Origin of the sequence: Psychrobacter maritimus (assembly GCF_029953575.1) — a bacterium.
Taxonomy (GTDB): domain Bacteria; phylum Pseudomonadota; class Gammaproteobacteria; order Pseudomonadales; family Moraxellaceae; genus Psychrobacter; species Psychrobacter maritimus.
The window spans coordinates 283,286-306,193 of the sequence record NZ_CP124526.1 but is presented as its reverse complement, the minus strand read 5'-3'; the positions used below and the strand labels follow the sequence as shown (position 1 = coordinate 306,193).

19 protein-coding genes are annotated in these 22,908 nt (G+C 44.4%); 5 read left to right on the top strand and 14 right to left on the bottom strand.

The window, feature by feature from the left end; all coding sequences use genetic code 11:
• Positions 1-20 precede the first annotated feature (20 nt).
• The 7 genes from murC to QJS82_RS01310 form a co-directional block, all read right to left on the bottom strand.
• Positions 21-1,460 (bottom strand): UDP-N-acetylmuramate--L-alanine ligase, encoded by a 1,440-nt coding sequence (gene murC, locus QJS82_RS01340; RefSeq protein ID WP_281490968.1) that lies wholly within the window; start codon positions 1,458-1,460, stop codon positions 21-23.
• Between the two features lie 92 nt (positions 1,461-1,552).
• A complete protein-coding gene (gene murG, locus QJS82_RS01335) occupies positions 1,553-2,638 on the bottom strand; it encodes an undecaprenyldiphospho-muramoylpentapeptide beta-N-acetylglucosaminyltransferase (protein ID WP_281490967.1) in 1,086 nt (361 codons plus the stop codon).
• Positions 2,639-3,071: 433 nt separating this feature from the next.
• Positions 3,072-4,043 (bottom strand): glutathione synthase, encoded by a 972-nt coding sequence (gene gshB, locus QJS82_RS01330; RefSeq protein WP_281490966.1) that lies wholly within the window; start codon positions 4,041-4,043, stop codon positions 3,072-3,074.
• A gap of 132 nt (positions 4,044-4,175) precedes the next feature.
• Positions 4,176-4,904 carry an orotate phosphoribosyltransferase gene (gene pyrE, locus QJS82_RS01325; RefSeq protein ID WP_281490965.1) on the bottom strand — a complete coding sequence of 243 codons (729 nt, stop codon included), beginning with the start codon at positions 4,902-4,904 and terminating at the stop codon, positions 4,176-4,178.
• Positions 4,905-4,981: 77 nt separating this feature from the next.
• On the bottom strand, positions 4,982-5,971 hold the full coding sequence (locus QJS82_RS01320) for a hypothetical protein (RefSeq protein WP_281490964.1): 990 nt from the start codon (positions 5,969-5,971) through the stop codon (positions 4,982-4,984).
• A 103-nt stretch (positions 5,972-6,074) separates the two neighbouring features.
• Positions 6,075-6,947, bottom strand: a complete 873-nt coding sequence (locus QJS82_RS01315) for an SDR family oxidoreductase (protein WP_281490963.1) — start codon at positions 6,945-6,947, stop codon at positions 6,075-6,077.
• 81 nt (positions 6,948-7,028) lie between these two features.
• Positions 7,029-9,245 carry an Lnb N-terminal periplasmic domain-containing protein gene (locus tag QJS82_RS01310; RefSeq protein ID WP_348651553.1) on the bottom strand — a complete coding sequence of 739 codons (2,217 nt, stop codon included), beginning with the start codon at positions 9,243-9,245 and terminating at the stop codon, positions 7,029-7,031.
• Positions 9,246-9,473: 228 nt separating this feature from the next.
• On the opposite strand from QJS82_RS01310, the gene ampD reads away from it, so the two are divergent.
• The 3 genes from ampD (at position 9,474) to QJS82_RS01295 (ending at position 12,580) form a co-directional block, all read left to right on the top strand.
• Positions 9,474-10,070, top strand: coding sequence for a 1,6-anhydro-N-acetylmuramyl-L-alanine amidase AmpD (ampD, locus tag QJS82_RS01305; RefSeq protein ID WP_281490961.1), 597 nt, complete (start codon positions 9,474-9,476; stop codon positions 10,068-10,070).
• A gap of 186 nt (positions 10,071-10,256) precedes the next feature.
• Positions 10,257-11,807 (top strand): murein biosynthesis integral membrane protein MurJ, encoded by a 1,551-nt coding sequence (gene murJ / locus QJS82_RS01300; RefSeq protein ID WP_281490960.1) that lies wholly within the window; start codon positions 10,257-10,259, stop codon positions 11,805-11,807.
• Between the two features lie 134 nt (positions 11,808-11,941).
• A complete protein-coding gene (locus QJS82_RS01295) occupies positions 11,942-12,580 on the top strand; it encodes a hypothetical protein (protein ID WP_281490959.1) in 639 nt (212 codons plus the stop codon).
• A 52-nt stretch (positions 12,581-12,632) separates the two neighbouring features.
• Here the strand turns inward: QJS82_RS01295 and QJS82_RS01290 are convergent, their stop codons facing one another.
• A complete protein-coding gene (locus QJS82_RS01290; protein WP_281490958.1) occupies positions 12,633-13,277 on the bottom strand; it encodes a GNAT family N-acetyltransferase in 645 nt (214 codons plus the stop codon).
• A 332-nt stretch (positions 13,278-13,609) separates the two neighbouring features.
• Between QJS82_RS01290 and ribF the strand changes: the two genes are divergently transcribed.
• Positions 13,610-14,650 carry a riboflavin biosynthesis protein RibF gene (gene ribF, locus QJS82_RS01285; protein ID WP_438656301.1) on the top strand — a complete coding sequence of 347 codons (1,041 nt, stop codon included), beginning with the start codon at positions 13,610-13,612 and terminating at the stop codon, positions 14,648-14,650.
• Between the two features lie 98 nt (positions 14,651-14,748).
• On the opposite strand, the gene QJS82_RS01280 is transcribed toward ribF, so the two are convergent.
• The 6 genes from QJS82_RS01280 to QJS82_RS01255 form a co-directional block, all read right to left on the bottom strand.
• Positions 14,749-14,988, bottom strand: coding sequence for a DUF2789 family protein (locus QJS82_RS01280; RefSeq protein WP_281490957.1), 240 nt, complete (start codon positions 14,986-14,988; stop codon positions 14,749-14,751).
• Between the two features lie 218 nt (positions 14,989-15,206).
• Positions 15,207-16,196, bottom strand: a complete 990-nt coding sequence (locus QJS82_RS01275) for a malate dehydrogenase (RefSeq protein WP_183620353.1) — start codon at positions 16,194-16,196, stop codon at positions 15,207-15,209.
• Between the two features lie 459 nt (positions 16,197-16,655).
• Complete coding sequence (locus tag QJS82_RS01270) at positions 16,656-17,363, bottom strand: T2 family ribonuclease (RefSeq protein WP_281490956.1); 708 nt, start codon at positions 17,361-17,363, stop codon at positions 16,656-16,658.
• 355 nt (positions 17,364-17,718) lie between these two features.
• Positions 17,719-18,222, bottom strand: a complete 504-nt coding sequence (locus QJS82_RS01265) for an IS630 family transposase (protein ID WP_068407314.1) — start codon at positions 18,220-18,222, stop codon at positions 17,719-17,721.
• A gap of 13 nt (positions 18,223-18,235) precedes the next feature.
• Positions 18,236-18,556: an IS630 transposase-related protein gene (locus QJS82_RS01260; RefSeq protein ID WP_025651424.1), complete on the bottom strand. Its 321-nt coding sequence runs from the start codon at positions 18,554-18,556 to the stop codon at positions 18,236-18,238.
• Between the two features lie 115 nt (positions 18,557-18,671).
• Entirely contained in the window at positions 18,672-20,885 is a 2,214-nt protein-coding gene (locus QJS82_RS01255; protein ID WP_281490955.1) for a lytic transglycosylase domain-containing protein, read from the bottom strand.
• A gap of 429 nt (positions 20,886-21,314) precedes the next feature.
• Between QJS82_RS01255 and miaB the strand changes: the two genes are divergently transcribed.
• Positions 21,315-22,817 (top strand): tRNA (N6-isopentenyl adenosine(37)-C2)-methylthiotransferase MiaB, encoded by a 1,503-nt coding sequence (gene miaB, locus QJS82_RS01250; RefSeq protein WP_281490954.1) that lies wholly within the window; start codon positions 21,315-21,317, stop codon positions 22,815-22,817.
• Positions 22,818-22,908 lie beyond the last annotated feature (91 nt).

The following is a 22,908-nucleotide window of genomic DNA, read 5'->3' as shown; positions in this document are numbered from 1 at the left end:
TCCTAAAATTCGTTTGCGGCTTATTTGATATATAAATTATTGGCGGCCAATTCGATCGCTATTTGTCCAACATTACCCGCACCTTGGGTAATCAACATGTCATGCGCTTGAAGCAAACGCTGCATGACTGGTGCCAAATTATCCTTATCGATAATCGTCGGTTCAACGGCACCGCGCAAACGGATACTACGTGCCAAGGCTTTGGTATCGGCACCAGCAATCGGGCTTTCACCAGCAGGATAAACGTCCAATAACAATAACTCATCGACGCTTGAAAGCACTTCGACAAAATCATCGAAACAATCACGGGTGCGGCTATAACGATGTGGCTGGAACATCATCACTAAGCGGCGCTCAGGGAAGCTTTGACGAGCCGCTTTGATGGTCGCGTCGACTTCTCTTGGGTGATGACCATAATCGTCGATAAGCAAAACATTGCCATCATCGATATCTACGGAGGTATGCTGCTCAAAGCGGCGACCAACGCCTTCGAATTTCTGCAGGGCGCGCTTAATCGCTTCGTCATCTACGCCTTCGTCGGTTGCCATAGTAATAGCAGCCAGCGCATTATAAACATTGTGTACACCCGGGATATTCAAGGTTAGACGCAATGGTTCATGGTCGCGGCGCAAGACGGTAAAGTGGGTTTTTGTGCCTTCGCTGACCAAATCAACGGCTTGTACATCGTTAAAGGGTTCAAGACCAAAGGTTAATACCGGACGACCAATATCATCAATCATGGAGTACAATTCAGGGTCGTCACCGCAGACCACCGCCAAGCCATAAAACGGCATATTTTGTAAAAACTGGATATAAGCGGCTTTTAAGTTGTCAAAACTATTGCCATAGGTTTCCATATGGTCTTGATCGATATTGGTAACAATCGCCGCCATCGGATGTAAAGATAAGAATGACGCATCAGATTCATCGGCTTCGGCAACCAAATAACGGCTGCTACCGAGCGCGGCATTTTTACCTGAGGCATTGAGCTTACCGCCAATCACATAGGTGGGATCAAGCTGTGCTTCTGCCATCATGGTTGTCAGCAAACTGGTGGTGGTGGTTTTACCATGTGCGCCAGCAACGGCGATACCATGGCGATAGCGCATCAACTCACCGAGCATATCAGCACGGCGTACCACTGGCAGACGCGCTTCAAGCGCCGCTTTGACTTCAGGGTTACTACGGTCGATAGCAGACGATACGACGATAACATCGGCATTGGCGATGTTTTTGGAATCATGACCAATCGCAATAGTAATACCAATCTGCTCTAAGCGCTTAGTCACCAAGCTCTCAGCGATATCAGAACCACTGACTTCATAGCCTTGATTGTTCATAACCTCAGCGATACCGCACATCCCCGAGCCACCAATACCGACAAAATGCAAATGCTGAATACGGCGCATTTCTGGTATTTCAATTAAACGCTTAGTTAAGGCTTTAGCAGAGGTTGGCATAGGGTTTTCTCTTTATTGTAGACAAACAGATTTGGTTAATAATAAGTAATAAAAATAATAGGTAATAAAATAATGACTAAGACAATCAGCTTTTATAAGGCCTGCCAGATAATATCGGCTACCTGTTGGCAGGCATGGCGGTTGGCAAGCGCATGACCTTTTTCTGCCATCTCTAAACAAGTGCGCCTATCTAGCATCGCAAGTTCACTACTCAAACTTTTGGGCGTCAGCTCGCTTTGTGGCAGCAAAATCCCTGCTTTGTGTGAGGTCAAGGTGCGCGCATTTGCCGTCTGATGGTCATCAACCGCGCTTGGTAGCGGTACAAATATCGCCGCTATACCGACGTTTTGAATTTCAGTTACCGTCAAAGCACCCGCCCGACAAACCACAATATCCGCCCAATTGTACGCGGCTGCCATATCATCAATAAATGGCTGTACCGTAAACTGATGGGCGCTTAACGCTTCACTGTCATACGCCGCTTGCGTGGCGGCCTCATTATTGCGTCCACATTGATGACGGACCTCAAACGGACGGTCAATCAATGCCAATGCTTTTGGCAACGTCTCATTTAACACTTGCGCACCGAGCGAACCACCCACCACTAACAGTTTAAGCGGCGAGCTGTCATTGACATCGTAACGAACACTGGGTTCAGCAACACCGCTAATGGCATTGCGCACGGGATTACCCACCGTTTCAATCTTGCTATCATGCTGGCTATTGGCAAAGGTATTTTCAAACGCTTGCAATACCTTGGTCGCCATCTTGGCCAAATAACGATTGCTCATACCTGCAATGGCATTTTGTTCATGGATAATAAGCGGCGTCTTAGTCAAACGCGCCGCGATACCGCCGGGCGCAGTGACGTAACCACCAAAACCAACGACCACATCGATTTGATTGCCACGAATGACCTTAATCGCCGCCATCGTCGCTGACAATAACGTCACGGGTAGCTTAAGCAAGCGCCCCAACCCTTTGCCGCGCAATCCTTGCATATCAATCGCATGAAAAGGATAGCCAGTGGGTGCAACCAAGCCATTTTCCATGCCATTTGGCGTACCGAGCCAGTGAATAACAGCACCGCGCTTGGTCAATTCTTCGCTAACCGCAAGTGCTGGAAATACATGCCCGCCTGTACCAGCAGCCATCATTAATATATGCGGTGTTTTCATGAACGCCTGCCTATCTTTTCTTTATTTATATGAAAGACTTATTATCTTTTGACTGTATTATCTATCGAACCAAAATGAGCCTATAAAAGCCCGCATAGTATAGTGTAAATCGTTGCCTGATAGACAGCACTTTATGCAGCGCAAATAATAAAAATCCAAGCCATGAGTAATCGCGGCTTGGCTTTTATAAATACGCTTAAAAAATCATAAAAACAGCGCTTTTAATAACGTTTTGTCGCTTTTTAAAGGCGCTATTAAGCAATACGGTTTATCAATATATCTTAGCACACCGTTTTTTAAGTATTGTGCACATAGCTTAGTAATAAATTACTGTATCCTTACCGCTTTGCATACATTGTTTTATTTAAGAGACATTATTTGAACATCGTATTTAAACGTCATTATTTAAATGGCGTTATTTAAACGGTAGTACTCAAACTGCTAATTTCTTCTCAATAGCGATAATAAAGTCAGTTGCAATATCAGTTCCACATTGATCATCAATCTCACGCACACAGGTTGGACTGGTGACATTAATCTCAGTGATACGGCCACCGATTAAATCTAAACCGACGAACATCAGACCTTTTTCTTTGACAATCGGTGCAACGACTTGGGCCACTTGGCGTTCAATATCGGTAAGCGGCATCGCAACACCGCTACCACCTGCCGCAAGATTACCGCGCGTCTCGCCTTTCACCGGAATACGCGCCAAGCTATAATCGACCACTTCGCCATCGACGATTAACACACGCTTATCACCTTCTTTGATTTCCGGCAAATAACGCTGCGCCATAATCGGTAGCGTCTCAAGCTCGGTTAAAATCTCAAGCGTCACGCCGATATTTGGGCTATCGGCGGTCAAACGGAAGATGCCCGTGCCGCCCATACCATCTAATGGCTTGACGATAACATCTTGCTGCTCAGCGATAAACTTGCGAATATGCGCCTGTTTACTGGTCACAATCGTCGGGCTCATATAATCGCTAAACCAAGTAGCAAATAGCTTTTCATTACAATCACGTATCGCTTGGGGGTCGTTGACCACCAGTACGCCTGCGGCTTTGGCATGGTCAAGCATGTAAGTGGCATAAATAAAACGCATATCAAACGGCGGATCTTTACGCATCAAAATCACATCATAATCACTGACCGGCGCTGTCGCTTTATCCCCCAAGGTATAAAAATCACTCGGGTCACGCTTGACTGTCACCGGCTGGGTATCAACCATCAATTGCCCACGATCCAACCATAAATCATGAATCTGACAGTAACCAAGGCTGTGCCCACGGTCTTGCGCCGACCACATCATCGCAAGGCTGGTGTCTTTTTTATAATTGACCTGCTCGATTGGGTCCATAATGACGAGTATGTTTAATGATTTGTTTTGTTTTTCTTGGCTCATGATAAGGCTCACTTACGTTATAGTATTAATCATTTAAAATAGTATTAATCGTTCGAACCGGCAGCGACAATATGCCTGAATACATAAAAATTCATTCAAGCATGACTGAAATACAGTAAAAACTGCGGTAAATTATACGCCGTACTGAGCGCGATAATGCTGCATTTTTGCAAGCTGGGTCGCATCTTTTTCTGGGCTACTTTCTGCTAAGTAGCTGATTAAATCATCGATATCGACAAGGGCACGCACTGGTACTTCTAGCGTCGCTGCAAGCTCTTGAATAGCAGAGCGCTCCGCAAGACCTTTTTCTTTACGGTCGAGGGCGACGATAATACCGGCAACGCTTGCGCCCGCTTGTTCTAAAATCTCAACCACTTCACGCATCGCCGTGCCAGCAGTAATCACATCATCAAGCACCCAAACCGCCTTGCCTTTGACATCAGCACCGACTAAATTACCGCCTTCGCCGTGGGTTTTGGCTTCTTTACGGTTATAGCCCCACTTGGCATTGATACCATGATGCAGCCATAATGCTTGCGCGGTTGCCGCCACAAATGGGATACCTTTATAAGCAGCACCAAAAATAACCAGCTCTTGCTCATCTGTGCCATTATCACTAGCTGCCATTTGCTCTGCCACTTTTTCAGCTAAAGCATCGGCATAACCACGCGCTAATAACGATAACATCTCACCCGACGCCAACAAACCTGCGTTAAAAAAGTATGGGCTAATACGTCCAGACTTTAAGACAAACTCACCAAACTTTAGAACCTGATTGTCTAAAGCCAATTGGATAAATTGATGCGATGAAAATGAAACATTATTAGCAGCTTGATTATGAGGCGTTGCGGCATTAAGCATAGGGTCTTCCTATCGGCAAAAAGAACATGAAAAGTTAAATAATGAAAAGTTGTGAGGCGCATTATAGTCGTCGTGCTTTAACTTGACCAACCATTGATATCATAATCTTGCATATTTGCGTAACGCGTCAATAACCCACAACGTGATGAGATATTAAAGTAGCACTGACCATCGCTACTGACTTGTATATCCCAGCCCAAATGATAGGCGGCAACGATAATATGCCCCGTAAATAAGCGCACTTGGCGATAGGCATGGCGCTGTGCTGGCTCAAAAACAATCTGACTGAGCAAATAGCTGCGCAGATGCTGACAAATTTGCGCCGCGCTATAGCTATGATTGATGGTTTTGCGCGTACTGCATTGCTTCAAAGCATGGACGGCGACGCTACAGGCCATAAGATCAGTCGCCAAACTGCCCTCGCCGCTGTCAAATTGTTGTGGCTGCAATGCTACTTGCCAATCGTCAGCATAGATACTATTGAGTAGCTCATCAGGATTATAACGTTTGCTCAATGCTCGCAAAGATTCTGACGCTAAAGGCTTCTTAATATTCTTAGCAGTATTTATATTGTCAGTAGCCAAAAATCCATAACGGCTCAGTTTTGGATACGCTTGCAGCGCGCGCTGGATATCTGCCATATCGAGCAAAGTCATGTCTGTTAATGAAGCTAATAACGGCTGCTCGCTATGATTGTGATAAAAACTCTCGGGCAGCTCAACCAGTTTTGCGGCACTGAGCAGTGATAAATGCTCAGCCAATGCTTCTGAAGCCACCAGCGCCCATTTCGATAAGCTGTCTCTATTGGGCTGATAAAAACGGGTAGAGCTACCATATAAGCGGCGCAGCTGACTATTTAAACGCCGTGCAGGCTCTGGAATATCAGTCAATGGCCGTGCAGGGTCCAATGGCAAACGCTTTGGGTCAAAATTAGGATGTACAATCGCTGGCTGCTGACTATTTGCTAACCCAGCGGATTGCTCAGCATGACCTTCTGCAAGCTGATCCTCTACTGCTATAAAGCTAGCGTTGGATAAACGGTCATCAGAAGTAGAATGCTGGGTCATGAATTTTCCCTGAGCTTATAAATTTAAAAGACGTAAAAATAAAAGATGTAAAAATAAAAGATGTAAAAATAAAAGCAATCAAATGGTCATTTTGCTCTTGATGTTATTGGCGTTGCTCTTCTTGATTATGTTGATGTTGCTCTTGATATTGCAAAATATCTCGGTAGCCTACTTGCCAATCAGGATAGTCCAGCCAAGCTAACGGAATGTTGCTGTGCAAGCGCTTACCCGTTACTTTCGCTTTATTGTCATCAATAACAGGCGGCACTTCATCTATTTGCTCACTTAACCAAGTGCCGAGCTCAAAAGTGGTAACGGGTGCATAATCAGTCGCAATATAAAGCGGTTTTGGCATACTTATAGTCATGACATTTGCGATAATGGTGACCAAATCGCGATCCATAATGCGATTGCTCCAGTGCGCTGCTGCCACTGGCTCTTTTTGTGGCTCGCGGGCTTTACGCAGACGCATGAGGCGCTTACGTCCGTAAATACCACTTGGGCGAATAATAATAGCCTTAGCACCAAAACCTTTTCGCAATACTTGTTCCGCTTGCAATATCACTTGCGAGGCTTCACGCTCTGGCGTCACAGGCGCGGTATCTTCATCAATCCATGCGCCATTATCTTGACCATAGACACCCGTTGATGAAATAAAAACAACGCGCGCAAGACTGGTTAGTTTATCCGCTAATGTTGCCAAATGCTGGCTGATTGCTAAATAACTATCATGATAACCGCTGGTTGAATACTCATCAGGGGTTACTATAATCGCTATCGCGGTAAAGTCTTGCAGCTGCTCAGCGCTGAGCGTTAACGCATCGGCTTGCAAAAACTTAGCTTTAGGATGTAAGTCATAATGATGACGCTCACGACGTGCCAGCCCTGTGACGTTGAGACCGTCTTGAGCGAGCTTATTGGTGACGGGTAAACCGATATCACCTTGACCAATAATCAGTAAATTTTGCGTACTCATCATATACCCTTTATTTAAAAACTGCTTCTGATGACTGTCTATTAAAACCTTTATTAATAAAAGGACTTTTCATAACAAGTTCTAAAAATAGCGTCTATACGACAGCTGTATGTCTTCCTTGGCATCGATACGATCTTGCCATTCGTAGTTGGCATTGATACGTAACGCTTGTTTTTTATCGATATCATATTGTAGCCCTAATGTCGATATCGGCTGCCAGTAATAACCACGGGCATTAGACTCATCGCTGCTGCCATGATACCAATATGGCAGTTGTAATTCAGCCTGCGCACGTAACTGATTGTTAATCTGATAACGGCAACCGGCATTGACGCCTGCGCCGACACGATAGCCTTTATTAATACCGCGTCCTGCTTGCGCCGTACCTGCCAAAAGCGTATAGCATAGCTGTGGCGGCATCTTGCCTGTGCCCGCGCTAGGTGCGCCAAACGCCCACGACCAACCGGTCTCATAGCCTAAACTACCAACTAGATGATCGCTGCTCTCTTGCTGCGAGCCGTCATTTACGCGGGTCGCTTCAACACTGGCGCCCCAGGTTTTGCCTTTTTTGGCAGAATTAACCGGATTAAATGAGCGCCCTCGCACCAAGGTCACATTTTGCAAGACCACACTGCTTGGCTGATTGGCTTTATCATTATCGGTGTCATATAAACGTAAGGTTGCAGCCGCGCCTTCTAAATCAAAGAACTGCGGAAATCCTGAAGGACGATCGAGGGTATCGTGATAACCTGCCCGTAGACCTAAATCGATATAGTTATTATCACCGCGCTGCCCTAGCCCGATAAACCCAAGTTGCAGCGGATGCCTGTCTATAGGATTGTTATCCGCTACTGCAATACGCCGTGGCAATAGCGTTTTTCCGTCGGCGGCTATGCTCGAGGTTGTATTCAATTGGGCAGATTTAATCTCATTTAACGTCTGCTTGGCGCTATTATGATAGCCCAATTGCTCACGCTGCTCTTTAACCTTGTTCAACTGCGCTTGGCGTAAGGTGCTATCAGCAGGCGTATAGTTGGTGCTGGCAAGTAAGCCTTCGCTATTAAGTAACTGCACGACATCTGAAGGAATCACGGCATAAGGCAGGCGACTTAATAAATGCTGCTGCGGGCGTACCACGTCAATTAAGCGTAAAATCTCAGACGCACAGTTATCAGTGGTGAAATAATACGGCAACTTCAAATCTTTGGTTTCCCAAACATGTAGCATAATCTGTTGCACTTCTGCTGGGGTCAAATCCAATTGATAGGTCCACGCATCACGCTCATCTTCTTGCAGATACTTCGCCAGCTTCTCGGGATAAGGGTCAATTTCAATCAGATTGTCATAACCGCCGCTCATCGATTTGATGGCATATACCAAAAAACTATCGGTTGCATCGCCGCCTACCGTATAATTTAGCGCAACTGCATGATGAATTTGGCTTGGATCGGCCACGCTGGCTTTAGAATCAATACGTAATAGCGTATGAGCAAAGGCTGAAATAGGATTGTCTAAGTACTCTTGCGCAAACATAATAGACAGCTGCTCAGGTGCCAGCTTTTGCATCCAGTCATTCAACTCCGGACAGTCAACTTTTAAACCGCTCTTGTCGATATTGAGTGTATCGGTCAGCCATTGTACGCGCGCTGGGAAACGGCATAGTACTGAGTTTTGTCCCGAGTTTTTAGTCGCATGATTGGATAGTTTGTTATTAGCAGTGCTGTTATCTGGAGTCGTAGCCATTTCGTCAGCAAGGGCAACCAGTAAGGCATCAAGCTCGGCCGCTGAATCATGCTGTCCATTTTTACTTAAGAAAAATGCAGCATCATCAACGATACTGCTGTCTTTTTTCTTGCCGATTAAATTCTTTTGATCATCAAAGAAATATAATAACCGTCGCCATGTTATATGTTGGGCAAGGTTTTTTGTTTTTGCTTGCGCACGCCATGATGCTAATAGCTGTTGGGTGTTCGTCTCATTAACACTATTGTTAGCACTTTGGTTGTTAGATGTCCGAGAAGTGACTGCGGTATTTGAGACAATACTTGGCTTGATGGTATTATTTGGCTCAGTATAAGCCATCAATGTTGGCTCAGTGCTTTGTGATTTAGAGGCTGAATTATTATCAGCCGTATCCAGCGCCAACTCCCCTGTTGTCACAAGCGATGCCGGCGTTGGCAAAAACGCCTGTGCTTGTGCGGTCAGCAGCAGTCCAGCTATGGTGAGCGGCAAACGTGCTCGCCTGCCAATGCTTGTTGGCGTACAATCTATCGCCAAAAGGTTTGAGTATATAGACATGAGTAACATCTCGCACTGTAGGAGTCATACGCGTATCGCGTTATTAGGTCTATCGAATCATCAGAGTGATATTATAAATCAGTGTTTTTAATAACAGCTTTAAACCATGGTTTTGAACGAATGTTTTGAACGACTGTTTTTTTAGTTAAATGCGCCGCTTATTTATAAAAAACTTATAATCATCAGCATTTACCGCGCATTTATTATCACATTATAAAAGAGAGTATTATGTCTACAGCATCGTCAATGACTATTCATGCCGGTCGATTATCAGCTGCGACTTGGCTTGCGTCACCCAATTATAATAAACGACCGGAAAATATCACGATTGATGCCATTGTTATTCACAATATTAGCTTGCCGCCCAATGAATTTGGAGCTTGCGATACTGACGGCTTACATTACGTTAAAGCCTTATTTACCAATCAATTAGACTGGGAGGCGCATCCTTACTTTCAAACCATTAAAGGTGCAGAAGTTTCAGCGCATTTATTTATAGAGCGTAATGGCGCGATTACCCAGTTTGTCAATTTTAACGAACGCGCGTGGCATGCCGGACGCTCTAGCTACTTGGGTCGCCCTGAATGTAATGATTATAGCATTGGCATTGAGCTTGAAGGTTCAGATTTTGTGTCCTTTACCGCCGCCCAATATGAAGCGCTTGCCAAAGTTATCGTCGCTATCTATGACGCTTATCCAAAAACTCGCCGGCATCTCACCGGTCATAGTGATATCGCGCCCGGTCGCAAAACTGACCCCGGTGATTATTTTGAATGGACAAAGTTACGTGAGATGGTTGCTCCCCATTTTGCGAGCAAGTCATAAATTGACCAGCTAAATTGTGATAATAGTCTTATCGAAAGTTCTGTAGACAGCAGATATTATTCCCCATTCAATCCATTTATCAGGACAATGAAAGTGCTATAATCCGTCAGTTTTTTGACAACACTACATCAGCAAACAACCATCACTACACAACCTTCATTAAACAAATTAGTAGAATAGGTTCTCATGGCAAAAAGTCGGTTATTTCGTTCAACCATGGTGGTCAGTAGTATGACCATGCTGTCGCGTATTTTAGGTTTGGTACGTGATATTGTGTTATTAGGCGTGTTTGGCGCAGGTGGTCTGATGGACGCCTTTTTGGTCGCCTTTAAGATACCCAACTTTTTGCGCCGTCTATTTGCAGAAGGGGCTTTTAGCCAAGCGTTTGTCCCTGTGCTGTCAGAATATAAAGAGAAATATAGCCTACAACAGGTACAGATTTTAGTCAGTCGCACTTCAGGAGCGCTGCTGCTGGTGTTATCGATGTTGACGGTCGTAGTGATTTTAATCGCCCCTTGGGTGGTGACCTTATTTGCCCCAGGTTTTGCTGATCAGCCAGATAAATTTGCCATCACCGCTGAGCTGCTACGCTTGACCTTTCCTTATTTATTATTTATCTCTATGACCGCTTTTGCCAGCGGTATTTTACAAAGTTACGGCCGTTTTGCCGCGCCAGCCTTTGCGCCAGTGCTACTCAACCTATCTATGATTGGCGGCGCGCTAGTATTTGCGCCTATGTTTGATGTCCCTATTATGGCGCTTGGCTATTCTGTCGCTATCGCAGGTTTGCTCCAGCTATTGATACAACTGCCACAGCTCTCGCAGCAAAAACTGCTGGTCGCACCGAAGATTGACTTTCAGCATGAAGGCGTTCGCCGTATTTTAAAGCTGATGCTGCCGGCTATTTTTGGCGTCTCTGTCACACAGATTAATCTATTATTAAACACTATTTTTGCATCATTAATGATTGGCGGTTCGGTTTCTTGGCTTTATGCTGCTGAGCGTATGAGCGAGTTACCCCTAGGCTTAATTGGCGTGGCTATCGGTACAGTTATTCTACCAAGTCTATCGAAAAGTGAAGCGCGAAAAGATGACGTTAGCTTTAAAAAGACCATCGATTGGGCAGCGCGCTTAATTATTTTGGTCGGTGTTCCAGCATCAGCCGCACTATTTATACTCTCTGACGTACTTATGCAGGCGCTATTTTTACGTGGCGAATTTACCTTACGCGATGCACAAATGAGCTCCTTGGCGTTAAAAAGCATGGCGGGCGGCATATTAGGTTTTATGTTAATTAAAATCTTTGCACCCGCCTTTTTCGCCCGTCAAGACACTAGAACGCCAGTCAGAATTGGTATTGTTTCCGTTTTTGCCAATATGGTATTTAGTGTCATTTTTATCGGTATATTTTACTTCTTCGATATGCCGTTGCATGGTGGCTTGGCATTGGCAACCACGGGCGCGGCATTTGTGAACGCGGGCTTGTTATATTACTTCTTGCATAAGCGTGATATCTTCCGCTTTGGTAGCCATTGGAAAAAACTCTTTACCCAGTTTGGGATTTCTACCGCCTCTATGATTGCTGTGCTTTATGTCATGCTGCCCTATTTCCCAACCAATGATTTTCAATGGAAACGTATTGTCGCGCTACTGATTATGTGCGTCGTCGGTGCGGTGGTTTATGGCGTTGTGCTATTGGCAACAGGCTTCCGTCCGCGCCAGCTAGAACATGGTTAAGGATTAATTATTAAGCACTAGGCAAGGCTTTAACTTACCAAACCAAAACAAGCTTAGTATGAGAATTGACAGTGAACGCTGCTGATAGTTGCCATAATTACTGTTTAATGAATAAATGAATTTTGGGGACTAATATGACGACTAAATCATCAGCTTCACAAACAGCTTTATCAGCAACCTTGTTACGCTTACCAAGTATACTGACTGTTGGCATTTTGAGTACCGGACTGCTTTTAAGTGGTTGTAGCAATAATGATAAGGGTGAAACTGAGACTGCGGCCAGTAATAATGAAGATGCTACAGCGGTCGCGCAAACATCTGAGAACGACGCGAGCCAAGTAGAAGTAACAGGCACTACTACTGATAGTAAACAGGCAGCAGATAGCACAAAAGATGAAACCACGATTGCTAGTAATAATATCAATCCAGTTACCGCTGCCGCTAAGCAAAAAAGCTTGGTAACCAATCCGACCCAAGACGGGACGCCGGAAGATACCGTTAAACAAGCTCTAGACAGCTTGTATTATGGCGATGCGAAAAAATCCGCCTCTTATTATGAAGTAGATATGGCAAACTTCGAAGAAGAGCTAGCCAAGACCCAGTCGGCTTTTCAGCAAACGGTTGATGGCGTTACTTTTACTGATACTACATACAACGATGATAAAACCCGTGCCACCATCACTGGCGAGTTGATGCTAAGGGGACAAAGCGAGCCTGCACCCTTGACTTATGAGCTACAAAAGATTGGTGGAAAATGGAAGATTTTAGGATAGAACATCTATCTGCTAATATCTAAATTTACTTCATTTGGCATTATTATCTGTATTATTTGTCATCATTAGCTGCCATCACCGCTTTACCAAGCATCACCACATCGGCGATAAACCCCTGCATATCGCAAACCTTTGGCATATAGCCCCATTGCTCAAAGCCAAGCTTACGGAACAATCCTAAGCTTGGTTGATTGTGCGCAAAGATAAGCGCCACCACGTTATGAATACCTAAGCTCGGCGCTTGCGTCAGCATCCAGCGTGTCAATAAGCTACCCAATCCTTGGCCGTGATAATCCTGATGCAAGTAAATACTAATCTCAGTGCTGATATGATAAGCCGGTCGTGCATACAAATCACTAAAGCTGCCCCAAGCGACGATTGGCGATACTGTTTGCCCATTACCTCCACCGCCTACAGTTTCTGCTTCTTCGACAGCGCGAACAATATAAATAGGTCGCGTGGCACTATTTACATGCTCCTCAAACCAATCCCGACGCTCTTCACAACTGACGGGCGTAAGATTGGCCGTTGCTTGCTTACCGGCGATACTTTGGTTATAAATGGCTAAAATTGCGGGTAAATCTTCTTTATTAGCACGCTGTACCGTAAAGCCCTCATTGAGCTTATTAATTGCCAAGACAGGTGCCATCGAATGAGAGGCATCATGACAAGCAGCGACAGAGGTAGCATCAGGCATAGCGTTTCCATGATTATTAATAGTAAAAATGAATGATAAATAACGGCTAATTAGTCATTAATGTCTAATACTTAAGGCTTAGCCGTTGCATCTTTTATCTAATCTAGCTGTACATAGCGGAAGTCAGCAGAAGTAATTAACAAAGCAAGCAACGTAAGCCAGATAAAAACCATACCTTTTGGGCTGTTAGCGTGGTTGTTTGATTATCAGCAGACTATAGGATGTTAGTATGGCTATTTTACTTTATAATGACTGATTTTAGACACATCAATCTTTGGTAGAGGTGTGTTTTTTCTTTTTTATCCGGTCTTATCTATCATAGCTGAAAATTTATGAACACCTATTTTCTTGAGCAACTGATGGCATCGCCAAGCGCTTTGTCTGCCAATACTAGCCCAGTAGATTTAGCGCCCTGCGTGCTGACTATCGGTAATTTTGATGGCGTGCATTTGGGTCATCAAGCGATGCTTGGGCACGTGCGTGATATTGCCAAGGCGCAAAATATTGGCTCGGCAGTCATGATATTTGAACCGCAGCCACGTGAGTTTTTTGCGCCAGCTACCGCACCTGCCCGCCTCACCAATCTTGCCGAAAAGCAGGCTTTGCTGGCAGAGTATGGCATTGAGACTTTAATTGTCGCAAGCTTTGATGCGGAATTTCGCTCGCTATCAGCAAATGCATTTGCCGATATCTTAGCGCAGCGTTTGAATGTACAAGCATTGGTATTGGGTGATGACTTTAAATTTGGTCATGATCGTACCGGTGACAGTCAGTTTTTGCGCGATTATGGCTTAGATGTGACCAATCTGCATACCGTGATCGACGATAAAGGCAAAGGCGCGCGCATTAGCTCTACGCGTATACGCAACCTATTATTGGCCGGTGACATCGATGCGGCTAATGCCTTATTGGGTCGCGATTATGCGATGACAGGCGTCGTCGTTGGCGGCGATAAAATCGGTCGTACCATGGACTTTCCCACTGCCAATGTCGACTTAAAGCGTATAAAACCTGCTCTACATGGCATCTTTGCTGTCGATGTCGTCAGCCTTGATGATAATGGTAATGTCATACCGAACGGCTTAACCGCACTGACAGACAGCGAAAACCCAGGGGTTGCAGGTTTACGCCCGCATAGCTTATTTGGTACTGCGAATATTGGTATTAGGCCGTCAGTAGATAAAGAGCATGATTGGCGCTTAGAGGTACATTTCCCTAAGCTACAAGCAGATTTATACGGTTTAATCTTACAAGTACGCTTCTTGCATTATTTACATGGCGAGCGCCATTACGAGAGTTTAGAAGCCTTAAAAGCAGGTATTCATAATGATGTTATCGATTTACTCGAATGGCGTGCTAAGCAGTCGAATTAAAATGGTAGTTATGAGCCTATAAAAGCGTAATGTATAAAAAAACCCACAGCGTGAATAACATTTGTGGGTTTTTATTTAGTCTAATATTTTATTATCTTTTAGGCATCAGGATGCATACGCACGTTTAAATCATCGATAACTTCTACCCATGCGGCGTCTTTATTCCACTCTTCTTGCAAAAAGGCACGCTGATTGTCATTCCATACCGCCGCTTCGATTAACTTCTCTTCTTTTGCCAGTTTATTATTTTCGACAAAACTGTCAATCGCTTCATCCGAGCTATCAAGCCCTAACTGCGCAAATAATTCATTCATATTGTATTCAGATTCACCCAACATAGTCTTTTCCTTAATGACAAAAATTTAATAATGATTTGATTGTACTTATTATTTAAATTAACCACTTTATTGTAGCAAGCTTGCTGCTAATAGCTGTTAATCAACGTTTAGCTAACGTTAGCAATTGTATTGATGGTTACGCAAGGCACAAAAAAGCCCTCTATCACAGAGGGCTTTTCAGATTAAATTCTATATAACAGCTTGAGTAGATTGCCTACTTATGGAAGCAAGTGTGCTACTGCATCACGCTCTTCGCTAAGCTCTTGCTCAGTTGCGGCCATTTTCTCTTTTGAGAAATCTGATGACACATCAACGCCTTCTACGATAGACCAGTCGCCGTTAGCGCAGGTTACTGGGAATGAGTAGATTAAGCCTTCAGCAATACCGTATTCGCCGTTTGAGTACACGCCCATAGATACCCAATCGTTCTCATCAGTACCTAGTGCCCATGTACGTACGTGTGCAATGGCAGCGTTGGCAGCAGAAGCGGCAGATGATGCACCGCGAGCTTTAATAATCGCTGCGCCGCGTTGTTGTACTTCTGGGATATAAGTAGCTTCGTACCATTCGCGATCGACTAAATCTAGTGCTGGCTTACCGTTTACAGTTGCAGACGTTAGATCTGGATACTGAGTAGATGAGTGGTTGCCCCAGATAGTCATGTTTTTGATGTCGTTAACAGTGCTGTCTGTTTTCTCAGCCAACTGTGCCATTGCACGGTTATGATCTAGGCGAGTCATAGCAGTAAAGTTACGTGGATCTAAATCTGGTGCATTACGCTGAGCGATAAGCGCGTTGGTGTTGGCAGGGTTACCGACGACCAATACTTTTACATCACGGCTTGCAACGTCGTTCAATGCTTTACCTTGGGCTGAGAAAATCGCAGCGTTGGCTTCTAGCAAATCTTTACGTTCCATACCTGGGCCACGAGGACGTGAACCGACTAGCAAAGCATAGTCTACATCTTTGAATGCAACGGTCGCATCATCAGTTTGAACGATACCGGCCAATAATGGGAATGCACAGTCTTCTAACTCCATGACCACACCCTTTAGGGCGTCAAGTGCTGGGGCAATTTCAAGCAATTGCAGAATAACTGGCTGATCTTTACCTAGCATCTCACCAGATGCAATACGAAATAACATAGCATAGCTGATATTACCAGCGGCACCAGTGACGGCAACACGTAAAGGCTGTTTCATTGACATTGAATACTCCCTAATTATAGATTAGATAATTCATGATTCTGATTGATGGTTCTGATTGAGGATGATCGTTTTAGATAGCGATTTACTCGCTGAATATAGCAGTCATAAACCGAGAGCTAGTGTAGCACCTCAGCCTATTAACCGTCTAGAGAAAGCGCGAACGTGATGGATAACTATGCGGGTTATATTGTTACATTTTATACGAACAGATGTTTTATCTTGCGATAAAAAGCTATAAAAATAAAGTCTTAGAGAGATATAAGAGCTGAAAAAAGAAAAGATTTAATAGGAACTTTGGCAGCATTATTTAAGAGAATTTAATACGATTACATAAGTTGTATTACCGTTAAATACATAACACTGCCGTTTTTGCTTATGGTCATTTTTGCTTATGGATAATCGCGCCCTGAAAAGTTAGAGGGATATTCTTTGTAATGCAGTACTCAGTATTACTATTGACTATTTGCCGCCTGAGATAATGAATTTACTGCCACAGTTATCGACGACATTGCTACAAGTGCCAAAGGCACTGCCTTCATAACAAACATGGACGTCCGTCAATACCATTTGACGACGCGCACCTGCCTGACAAATCAAATCAACGCTATCCGCTGACATACCACTATTTAAGCGGGTCATTTGGCCAACAAAACGCGATTTTAATACCGTATAACTGTTGCCCGTATTCAATTCACTCGGCAGTTTTAAGTCGCCGGCATAGTTGGTGATTTGACGAAAATAATTACTGGCACTAAGCGGACTACAGACGCCATAGCGCTGCCATGCTTGGGTACGCACCGTGGTATCAGGCATGATACGGTTGACGACTTTTAATTGTAGTGGCGTCAAACGTGGCTCACTACCACGCCCGCAGCGCTCGCCATAGCCCATATCCAAGCCTGAAACAGTTAAAGAATAGCCTTCCAAACACTGGCGCATACGCGCGCGCGTCGGTTGTAAGCTGCACAGTGCTGGCGTCATCTCAATCATCAGTACGCGCTGTCCCGTTTTGGCAGCACTTGCCGCTTGCGCTGGCAATACCATAACACCCTGCAACAAAAGTAAAGCCGTAATAGCTATCGTAGCATTAGCAGCATTGCCTTTACTTCCATACTTTTTGCTGATCAAGCATTGATTAAAATGCTCCGATAGCTTTGTCTTTGACATCGAGCCCACCTTTGTCTGAACACATAACTGACGCCTAGCTTGCGACAATATAGGCAGATTGAAATATTTTTTAATCATAAGAGGTTAAAGCATTTAGCAATGAAAAAGATAGCTTCTAGAATTGGTTATATTCGGCATTAAGCAAGTTTGCTTTTGAAATATCAGCAGCCTAAGAATCAACCAACGAAAAACGCAGACGGTAATTAGAGTCATGGTAGCAAATTGCCTTTTTTAATCTATAGCAAAAACGTAAACAATGCTTAAAAAGCAGATAACGGACTTTAAAAGGGCGATTTAAGACCTGTCATATATCAGCGCTATAAAAGCATTTTATAAGAAAGTATAGTCAAAGAACTTATAAATCGCCACACAGCCATAAGAAATAAAAGAACAGTGTGTCAACGCAATCTAGCCGCCACTCTTTACGTTTTTGTTTGACCCAAGCCCACATTTGCTCGATAGGATTCAAATCAGGACTGTAAGGTGGCAGCCATAAAATAGTGTGCCCTGCATCTTCTATAAGTTCAGTTGTGTCTTTGCGCTTATGGAAGGTTGCATTATCCATAACGATTACACTGTCTTTCGGTAAGCTTGGTAGCAGCAGTTGTTCAACCCAGCTATGAAATACATCACTATTGACACTGCGATCATAAAGTCCAACAGCGAATAGCTGATTATTGTAAATAGCACCTATCGCATTGGTTTGGTTTTTAAGCTGCCAGTTGTATTGTCCAAAGCATTTTTTACCTCTATTAGAGTAACCGTAAGGCCTGTTTTCATGAGACTTAAAGCCACTTTCATCAAGATAGATAATAGGCTTATCATCAAACTCAAATTGCGCTAACTTTTCAAGAAATATTAAACGTTTTTTATCATCTGCTTTTGGATGAGTTAAGCTCTTTTTTTTGAGTGATGCCGATTCGTTTTAATGCAATGCCTATCGCTCTTTGAGTACAATTAAAACGCCGAGCTCGTTCGTGCTGATAGTCATCAGGATAAGCCTCTACATCCGCTCTCAGTAATGCATCGTCTATTTTAGTTGGGGTAAACTGACGTTTTTTACGCTCAGGAAATTTTTTCCAACGCTGAATAGTGTTGGTGCTAATTTGATATTCCTCGGCAAGTTGTCGAATGCTATAGCCTTCTGCAAGCTTATTGAGGATCAGTTGTCGGTAGTCTTTTGAGTATGCCATATTATATACTGTAGCGGGTTTTTGTTTCTTTTACTATAGTGTATATAAAAGAAGTGCCTATAAAAAAACCACTAGCAGCAAGCTGATAGTGGTTTTTCAGGGTATGGAAAAAGCATTAGAATGCCACAGGAACCGTTCCCATACGCTGGCTGATAGGCTGATCACGACCTAATAGACTGCTATAAATAGTAGCGTTTTCCATCACGTGTTTGACGTAATTGCGGGTTTCAGGAAAGGCAATAGACTCGACATACTGGTCAGCGGCAAGTGAACCATAAGTCGGCTGCCAGCGTTTGGCATTATTTGGACCGGCGTTATAGCCCGCCGTTGCCAAAACAGGCTGGCTGTTCAATTTGCCAAAGATATCACCCATATACCATGTACCATAACGAATATTGGTATCGCCACTATTGGCGCGGCTGGCGCTATAAGTCTCACCCAAGTTACGCGCAATATATTTTGCCGTATCAGGCATGACCTGCATCAGACCGCTAGCGCCAACGTTTGAGCGCGCCGAGGCTACAAAACGGCTTTCTTGACGCATGATGCCATACGCCCACGCCGGATCGATACCCGCCGACTGACTGTGACGGACGACCGCCGATTGGTGCGGCATCGGATGCGATAAAGCCAAGCTATCTACCCTATCGGTATTATCAACAGCATAAATCGCCCGATCGAGCCAGCCCATATCATACGCTTGGCGCGCCGCAGCAATAATCAAATTGTCATCACGATTATCACGCGCTTTTTTCACCGCCCAGTTCCACTCACGGTTGGCATAGGCGCGACTGGCATCGGCATTGTATAAAGCAAATGCCCGTGCAAAGTGTGGGTTTTGCATGACGCGCGCGCGGTCAGCGGTACTGACATTGGGTAAATTACTACCACCTAAGCGACTGGCATCAAAACGTTGACCGACCTTATCCTTTGCCATTAAGCCATAATACTCATTACTTTTTGCCAAGTTTTGATACATCTTTTTGGCGGTATTGCGTTTGTTGGCATCACTTGATTGCTCATAAGCACGCGCCAGCCAATATTGCCATTGATTGGTTTTTTGCGTTTCGGCATCCATTTTTGAGATGGCTTCGACCACATCATCCCAACGACTAAAGCGAATCGCTGCCATGGCATAATATTCGGCTTCTTCAAAGCTAAAGTCATCATCTAAGCTATTACGGAACCAGTCAACCGCTTCAACATTAAAGCCGTCATCGGTATTGTGATTCATGCGCTGTACGCCAAGAATACGATAAGCATAACGACGGGTGTCATCATTTAACAACTTCGCTGAGCGCTGATTGTCTTGCTTAATATCAAAGTCTAGTTGTAGCGCCGCCTCACGATAGGATTTTTCTGCCAAGCGTCCCATCGCATATAAATACAAGTATTGATTGGTTTGGGTGTTTGCTTCACGGGCAAAGCGGCTAAAAAACGACGATGGATTCAGCTGAATTTCACTCAACGACGAGTAAGGAATAGGCGTACCCAGACGTGAAGACAGCGCCATAATATCGCCTGTTTTGCCTTTACGCAGCATGCGTTTGAGGCGTGATACTCTATCTTGATTGCTAATCAGGGCGTTATTATTCATCTCTAGCGCCAATTGGTCGCACAAGGCTGGCTGCTTTTTGGTGGTCAACCAGACATCAGGCTTGGCTGCCATAGCGCGCATGCTATCGCCACCGTTATTGAAACCCAGTGCAACCGCACAGCGCTCGCTATCGTCAGCATTGGTAATCAAATTTGCCACTTGGCGTACGGCGGCATAATCATTGGAGCCCGCTTTGGTTTCCGCAAAATCGGCCGCCAGTTTTTCTGCCATTACCGTATCTGGATATTGACGCACAAACTGCGATACCGCCGCTGGGCTTTGCGAATTTAAATCGACATTCATGCGCCAATAAGTTGGATACATGGCAAACAAGCCGCCACTCATCGCTTGCTCGTAATTATAGAGGGCATTGACATCACCGCGCTCGGCTGCAATCGCCGCTGCCGTAAATGAGCCCACGCCATTATCTGCTTGATAGCTGCTGTTTGACGGCGCACTCTGTGGTTGATAATTATCCGGCTGATAGCTTTGTGGTTGATAGCTGTCTGGTTTATAGCTTTCTGGCTGATACTTGCCTTCTTGCGGATAACTACTATCACTACCCCAAGTGAGTTCAGCACAAGCGACTTGCGACAAGCCCATGACACCCATCGCCGTCGCCAAACCCAAAACGCTGGTTTTTAGCGCCGTTTTTTTCAAGCGGTCAGGCGTAATATTTTGGCGCTTGGCATTTTTATCCTTAATACCTTGAGCAACTTGCGGCTTTGTCATACGAATTCTCTTTATAATAAGTCTAAATAATTTGGCTAAATAAATTGTTTCAATATAGGTTTAAACGATAGGTTTAAATGATGTTTTCATCCTACTTAAAACGCTCATTTAAACAATAGTACAGCTATGGTTACTTTCATCATACTATACTCGTTGCACATTCAACCATAAGCTTTACTTTTCGTTAATAAATCGGATAGCCCTGCGTAACACAGAGGTGCTACGACGCTTAAAACAGTGACAATCGTAATTAATAGCATTTATTACTGAATAATACTAGGTAAGCATTTGATACTATTATAAATAATCTAGCATAATTATCCCGATAAGCGTACGCTAACTTTTCACATTGGGGCGGGGTTGTGATAAAATACGCCACCAGTTAATCGCCTACCCCGCTATATTTTTAGTCAATCATGGACTTCGCTTATGAGTGTTACTGTATTTAATCCCCGCATCGATGACGCTGCTGTTGACACAACGGTTACTGCGCCTGCCGTTACGGCACTCAAAGCGCCAAACTCTATCCAAAAACCAATAGCCCAAGCACCAGTTAACGGCGCACCAAAAAAAGTCTTTGTCACCACCCAAGGCTGTCAGATGAATGTCTATGACTCTGGCAAGATGCTCGACGTACTTGGTGATTCACATGGTATGGAAGTCACCCACGATATCGACGAAGCCGATGTGCTGTTGATGAATACCTGCTCAATTCGCGAAAAAGCCCAAGAAAAAGTCTTTTCAGAATTGGGTCGCTGGCGCAAATTGAAAGAAAAACGTCCTGACTTAGTCATCGGTGTTGGTGGTTGCGTGGCCTCACAAGAAGGTGATAACATCCAAAAACGTGCGCCTTATGTCGATATGGTGTTTGGTCCACAAACTTTGCACCGTTTGCCAGAGCTGTATGACCAATCGCACGAGCAGCGTGAAATCTCACCTAAAAATCGTATTGGTACAGTGGATGTGTCATTTCCAAGTATCGAAAAATTTGATTTTCTGCCAGAGCCAAGAGTAGAAGGTTATAAAGCCTTTGTATCAATCATGGAAGGCTGCTCAAAGTATTGCTCATTTTGCGTCGTGCCTTATACCCGCGGTGAAGAATTATCGCGTCCGCTTGATGATGTATTGGCTGAAATTGACAGCTTAGCCGCCCAAGGCGTGCGCGAAATTAACCTACTCGGTCAAAACGTCAATGGCTATCGCGGCGAAAAAGACGATGGCAGTATTTGCCGTTTCGCAGAACTGCTGCATTATGTCTCGCACGTCGATGGCGTCGAGCGTATTCGTTATACCACCAGTCATCCGCTCGAGTTCACCGATGATATCATTGACGCTTATGCACAACTGCCAGAGCTGGTATCACATTTGCATTTGCCCGTTCAAAGTGGCTCAAACGCTATCTTAGCGGCGATGAAACGTAACCATACCATTGATGTTTATATCAATCAGATTAATAAGCTTAAAGCCATACGTCCTGATATTCACTTGTCGAGTGACTTTATCATTGGCTTCCCCGGTGAGACTGAGCAAGACTTCCAAGATACGTTAAATCTAGCAAAAGAATTAAATTTCGATCACTCTTATAGCTTTATTTATTCGAAGCGTCCGGGCACGCCAGCGGCAGAGTTGCCGGATGATGTGAGCTTCAAAACTAAGAAAGCGCGCTTGGCAGAATTCCAAAAAGTGATTATCGATTCGACACTCGCTAAAACCCATGAGATGGTCGGTACGACGACTCGCGTCTTGGTCGAGCAAATCGCCAATCGCCATCCTGATTGCTTAATTGGTACAGCCGATAATACGCGTACGGTCATGTTCCCTTATGACGTTGATAAAATGGATGAGTTGCTCGGTAAAATCGTTAGCGTACGCGTGACTGATTTTGTTAGTCCGCATATGGTGAAAGGTGAGCTAGTCGAAGTGCTTGCTTAAGCATTTAGGACACTGAATCAATAAAAAAGCCGTTCGCTATTTAATAGTGAACGGCTTTTTTGTCGTTAAAGTTTAAGGCTAGAATGAGTAA